The 1,204-nt window shown below is 60.6% G+C and carries 1 protein-coding gene; it reads left to right on the forward strand.

What is annotated here, in order from left to right:
• The coding region (locus tag BST40_RS29860; protein ID WP_142276857.1) for an acyltransferase domain-containing protein at positions 1 to 1,204 on the forward strand (1,204 nt) is incomplete at both ends.

The following is a 1,204-nucleotide window of genomic DNA, read 5'->3' on the forward strand; positions in this document are numbered from 1 at the left end:
CACCAACGCTCATCTGATTGTTCAACAAGCCCCTGCTGCGGATCCTGCGGTGATACCCGCCGCCAATGATGATGATGGTGGTGGTGGTGGTGGGGTGGTGCCTGGTATTTGGGTGCTCTCGGGGCGTAGCGCAGCGGCGTTGCGTGCTCAGGCCCAGCGTTTGGATCGCCATCTCGATGATCACCACGATGTTGATCTGACTGATCTGGCTTACAGCCTGGCCACTACCCGCAGCCATCACCCCTACCGAGCAGCGATCACCGTTTCCTCACCACCCCCCGATCCTGGCAACGGGCTTCGGGCGGCCTTGAAGGCCTTAGCCAGCAACCAACCCCATCCGGGCCTGTCCACCCATCACCACCTGGCTCACCAATCCAGCAAAACCGTGTTCGTCTTTCCCGGTCAAGGCGCTCAATACCCGGCCATGGCCGCCCAGCTCTACCAACACCACCACGACTTCGCCGCCGCCCTAGACCGCTGTGACCAGGCTTTACGCCCCTACACCGGCTGGTCGGTGCGTGAGGTGTTGTGTCAAGACCCCCCACCGCTGCCTTTAGAGCGCGTCGATGTGGTCCAACCGGCCCTGTTTGCGATGATGGTCGCCCTTGCAGAACTGCTGAACTCCTGCGGCATTACGGCCCAGGCCGTGATCGGACACTCTCAAGGAGAAATCGCCGCCGCCTATATCGCTGGGGTGTACTCCTTAGACGAAGCCGCCAAGATCGTGGCCCGCCGCAGCCACGCCTTAGCGCAGCTATGCGGGAGCGGGACGATGGCTTCGGTGCTGCTAAGCGCTGAAGAACTCGACCCCTACCTGCAGCGCTACGGTCAAGGCCTTGACATCGCTGCGGTCAACGGTCCCTCACAAACCATCATCAGCGGCGATGTGGCTGCGCTGCAACGGTTTATCACCGCTTGTGAACACCACAACATCCACATCCGCACCATCGCCGTGGATTACGCCTCCCATTGCTCTCATGTGGAAGCCCTGCACCAACAACTACTCGACGATCTCAACAACCTGCACCCCCGCCCAGCGCAAATCCCGATGTATTCCAGCGTGGGCAGCCACCTATCGGACCAGCCTGTTGACACCACCACCTTGACCGCCGACTACTGGTACCACAACCTGCGTGAACCGGTTCGTTTTGCTGATTGTGTAGCGGGTTTGCTGGCTCAGGGCCCCCATGTTTTTGTGGAGTTA

The sequence above is a fragment of the Mycobacterium persicum genome (assembly GCF_002086675.1).
Classification (GTDB): domain Bacteria; phylum Actinomycetota; class Actinomycetes; order Mycobacteriales; family Mycobacteriaceae; genus Mycobacterium; species Mycobacterium persicum.